The sequence below is a fragment of the Desertihabitans aurantiacus genome, from assembly GCF_003344635.1.
Lineage (GTDB): Bacteria > Actinomycetota > Actinomycetes > Propionibacteriales > Propionibacteriaceae > Desertihabitans > Desertihabitans aurantiacus.
Window position 1 is genome coordinate 1 of record NZ_QPKK01000298.1, and the last position, 4,270, is coordinate 4,270.

Annotated in this window: 3 protein-coding genes; 1 reads left to right on the forward strand and 2 read right to left on the reverse strand. The window is 73.4% G+C overall.

What is annotated here, in order from left to right; translation table 11 throughout:
* Nucleotides 1–110 precede the first annotated feature (110 nt).
* Both DVA66_RS17635 and DVA66_RS17640 read right to left on the reverse strand, forming a co-directional pair.
* The gene (locus DVA66_RS17635) at nt 111–1,931 is read right to left on the reverse strand and encodes a glycoside hydrolase family 3 protein (RefSeq protein WP_114561228.1); all 1,821 of its coding nucleotides are present in this window, start codon (nt 1,929–1,931) and stop codon (nt 111–113) included.
* Nucleotides 1,932–2,158: 227 nt separating this feature from the next.
* Complete coding sequence (locus DVA66_RS17640) at nt 2,159–3,733, reverse strand: alkaline phosphatase D family protein (protein WP_114561229.1); 1,575 nt, start codon at nt 3,731–3,733, stop codon at nt 2,159–2,161.
* Nucleotides 3,734–4,066: 333 nt separating this feature from the next.
* Here DVA66_RS17640 and DVA66_RS17645 point away from each other — a divergent pair.
* The coding region (locus DVA66_RS17645) for a sialidase family protein (RefSeq protein WP_198671906.1) at nt 4,067–4,270 on the forward strand (204 nt) is incomplete at its 3' end.

Below are 4,270 nucleotides of genomic sequence, written 5' to 3' on the forward strand. Positions count from 1 at the left end.
GCGCCGGTCGCCCCGGCCAGCGGGACGGCGACCGCCGCCGCCCCCGCCCCGGCGAGCAGGTGCCGTCGGTTCACTGTGGTCATCTCGTTCTCCTCAGGGGGTTGCGGAGGTCAGTAGGTCAGGCCGTGACCGAGGGGGTAGAGCACCGTCCCGGGGTCGCCGGCGGCGGGGATGTCGACCGGCAGCTTGCCGGTCGGGGCGACCTCGCCGGTGAGCACGCGGGCCAGCGAGGGCACCGAGACCGGGCTGTAGGAGTAGGTGGCGAGGTAGGTGTCGACGTCGGGCAGGTGCGCGATGTCGTAGGGGTTGCGGACGGCCACCGTGACGACCGGGGTGCCGGTCGCGTGCAGCCGGCGGACCAGGTTCTGCTGGGCGGTGGAGGTGGCGGCGTTGTTGGTCAGCACCACGACGACGTCGGCGTCCTCGGCGGCGGTCACCGCACCGGTGATGGCGGCCTCGTTCGGGGTCGCCCCGGTCTCACGGACGGTGGTGGTGGCACCGCGGGCGGTCAGCTCGGCGCCCAGGGTGGTGGTGGTGCTGGCGCCCCAGCCGGTGACCAGCACGTCGGTGCCGTCGACGTCCAGCGGCAGCAGCCCGGCCCCGTTCTCGACCAGGGTGTGGGTCGCGTCGGTGATCTCGGCGGCGGTGGCCAGGTGCTCGGGGTTGCCGACGACGTCCATCACGGCCGACTCGTCGACCAGCGGCTCGCGGACCAGCCCGTTGTCGCACTTGGTCTTGAGGATGCGCTGCACCTTGGCGTCGAGCTCAGCCCTCGGCAGCCGCTCGGTGCCGACGGCGTCGCGGACGGCGTTCCAGGCCGTCGGCAGGTCCTGCGACATCAGCAGCTGGTCCGCGCCGGCCTCCAGGGCCCGGATCGCGATCTCGCCGTCGTCGAACTGCTCACGGACGCCGGCCATCTGCAGCGAGTCGGTGATGATCAGGCCCTCGTAGCCCATCTCCTCGCGCAGCAGGTCGGTGAGGATCGGCTTGCTCAGGGTGGCCGGCAGACCGGACGGGTCGAGGGAGGGCACCACGATGTGGGCGGTCATGATCATGTCGGTGCCGGCCTCGATCGCGGCCTGGAACGGCGGGCGGTCGATCTGCTCCCACTCCTCGCGGGTGTGGGTGATCTGCGGCAGCCCGGTGTGGGAGTCGACCGCGGTGTCGCCGTGGCCGGGGAAGTGCTTGGCGGCGGCGGACAGGCCCGCGTCGTCCTGCAGCCCCTGCACCTGGGCGGCGGTGAAGTCGGCGGCCAGCTGCGGGTCGGAGGAGAAGGAGCGGACGCCGATCACCGGGTTGGCCGGGTTGACATTGACGTCGGCGTCGGGGGCGAAGTTGACGTTGACACCGACCGCGGCGAGCTCCTCACCGGTGATCGCCGCGGCGGTGCGGGCGTTCTCGGTGCTGCGCGTGGCGGCGACGGCCATCGCGCCCGGGAACTGGGTGGCGGGCGGGCCCATCCGGGTGACGATGCCCATCTCCTGGTCGATGCCGACCCAGAGCGGGACGTCCAGCGTGGAGCCCTCCAGCGCGGCCTCCTGCAGACCGTTGGAGAGACCGGCGATCTGCTCGGGTCCGCCGCCGACGGAGTCGGTCCAGGCGAAGTAGATGGCTCCGCCGAGGTGGTACTCCTGGACGATCTCGGCCGGGGTCTCCAGGCCGTAGAAGTCGACGTTGCGGGCGTCGCGGGTGGTGGCGGTCGGGCCGTACAGCTCCTGGATGAAGAGCTGGCCGACCTTCTCGTCCAGCGTCAGGTGGCGGGTGGTGGACCGGCTCCAGGCGGTGCAGAAGCCGCGGCTGCTCTCGGCACGCTCGGCCGGCTGCTTCGGGGCGGCCTCCGACGGCGAGGCGGCCAGCCCCACGGTCAGGGCCGCCACGGCCAGCCCGGCGAGGAGGGTGCGGGGGCGGACGGGAGACGTCGGGTGCGTCATAGCCACTCCAATGTGTCGGAGACGCGGCGGTGGCCGCTGGGGGGGTTAGAGGTCCAGACCATTCGGGACGTTGGTCGATCCTCACCCGAGACCGACGGGCAGGGCAACCCCTTCGCCGGAATCTCCTCCCGGTAGCAGGCCGAACGGCACGGTCCCGGGCCGCCGCGTGCTGCGGGAGCCCGGGACCGTGCCGCTCGATCACCCGGAGGTCCGGGCGCGGCGGGAGCTCAGTCGTCGACGCCGGCGATGCCCGGACGTCCGGCCTCGACCGTCAGCGTGGCGCGGGTCCGCACGGGGGCGTCCGGGGTGGTGACGGCGTCCACCACCTGGTAGTCGACCTGCAGCAGCTCCGGGCTGACCCGGACGCGCTGGTAGCCGCGGTTGTTGTTGGCGAACTTGATGTGCGGGTTCTCCGAGAGCCAGGCGCGGGTGCGGTTGCTCTGGTCCGAGCCGTTGCCGCCGGAGGTGATCGAGGTGCCGAGGAACTCGGTGCCGATGACCGGGGAGCTGGTGTCGTTGAAGTCCACCCGCAGGTCGGAGGCGGCGCTGGCGTGGGCGTCACCGGTGACGATGACGAGGTTCTGCACGCCGGCCTCGTGGATCTGGGAGTAGACCGAGCGGCGCTCGCCGGCGTAGCCGTTCCAGTTGTCCTCGGAGTAGTCGACCCCCGCACCCGGGACGGTGTCGTTGTCGAAGGTGATCGACTGGTTGCCGACGATCTGCCAGGTCGCCTGGGAGGAGGCGAGCCCCTCCACCAGCCACGCCTTCTGCTGCTCGCCGAGGATGGTGCGGGAGGGGTCGTTGCGCCCGGCGCAGTCGCCCTCGCAGGCCTCGAGCTGGTCGTCGCGGTACTGGCGGGTGTCGATCATGGAGAAGTCGAGCAGGTCGCCGTAGCGGATCCGGCGGTAGAGCTGCATGTCCGGGCCGACCGGCATCGAGGCCCGCCGCAGCGGCATGTTCTCGTACAGCGCCTTGAAGGCGTCGGCCCGGCGCCGGCGGAACACCGCCGGGTCCTGGTCGGGCTCGGTGTCGACCTGGGAGATGTCGCCGGCCCAGTTGTTCTCCACCTCGTGGTCGTCGGGCACGGAGATGAACGGGGTGCTGGCGTGGGCGGCCTGCAGGTCGGGGTCGGTCTTGTACTGGGCGTGCCGGACCCGGTAGTCGGCCAGGGTGAAGATCTCCGCGGCCGGGGAGTGGGCGCGTCCGGGGAGCTGGCTGGCACCGGCCCCCTCGTAGATGTAGTCACCCAGGTGCAGCATGGCGTCCAGCTGGTCCTCGGCGGCGTGGCGCAGCGCGGTGAAGTAGCCGGCGGGGAAGTTCTGGCAGGACACGAACCCGAAGACGGCGGCCGCGAGCGGTGCGCCGAGGGCCGGGGCGGTCTTGGTCCGGCCGACCGGGGAGACCTGGTCGCCGACGCGGAAGCGGTACCAGTACTCCCGGCCCGGCTCCAGACCCGACACCTCCGCGTGCACCGAGTGGCCCCACTCGGGGCGGGCCACCTCGACGCCGCGACGGACGACCCGCCGGAACTCCGGGTCTGCGGCGACCTGCCAGGCCACCGGACGGACGCGGTCGGCCATCCCGCCGCGGCCGTCCGGGTCGAGCGGGGACGGCGCCAGCCGGGTCCACAGCACCACCCCGTCCGGCAGCGGGTCGCCGGAGGCGACCCCGAGGGTGAACAGGTCGCCGGCGGGGGCGGCGTCGGCGTAGGGGGCGGTGAGCACGGTGCCGGCACCGGTGAGGGCGACACCACCGGTGAGACCGGCGCCGATCAGCTGACGGCGGCTGAGCTGCAGGGACATGGGGGCTCCTGGTCGGTGGGGAGGGTCGTCCCCATCCACCCAGCCGCAGGCGACATCGCGGTGTGGGCGACGACACCGGCCGGTGTCGTCTCGGTGACGGCACGGGGCCCGGGACGTCCCCCGGCACACCGTCGGACGAGGACGGCCTCCATGCGTTCCCCGCTCGTCGCCGGTGGCCGGGGCTCGTCGACCGGGCGGGCCATCCGACCCCGGCCGCGACGAGCTGCCGCACTGGACGGGCGTCGCCCCCTCCCCGCCGGCCGGGGGTGGGCGCTAGCCTGGCGCGGACACCGTGGTCGAGCCCGGTCGGCCGCCCAGCGCCGGAGGTGACGCGTGCGACGGATGCCGCTCGTGGTGGCCGGCCTGGTCGGCGCCGCGCTGGCCGGTGTCGGCGCCCTGGTCCGAGCCCGGCTCGAGTCGGCCGCAGCCCGCGCGAGCGCGGAGCTCACCGCCGACGATGTCGTCTCGGTGCCGTTCCGCTCCGGGACCGACGGCTACCACACCTTCCGCATCCCGGCCCTGCTCCGCACCCCGGCC

Excerpts from the sequence above, each read along its gene's own strand:
- DVA66_RS17635 (WP_114561228.1), bottom strand. The coding sequence starts at position 1,931 with ATGACGCACCCGACGTCTCCCGTCCGCCCCCGCACCCTCCTCGCCGGG.
- DVA66_RS17640 (WP_114561229.1), bottom strand. The coding sequence starts at position 3,733 with ATGTCCCTGCAGCTCAGCCGCCGTCAGCTGATCGGCGCCGGTCTCACC.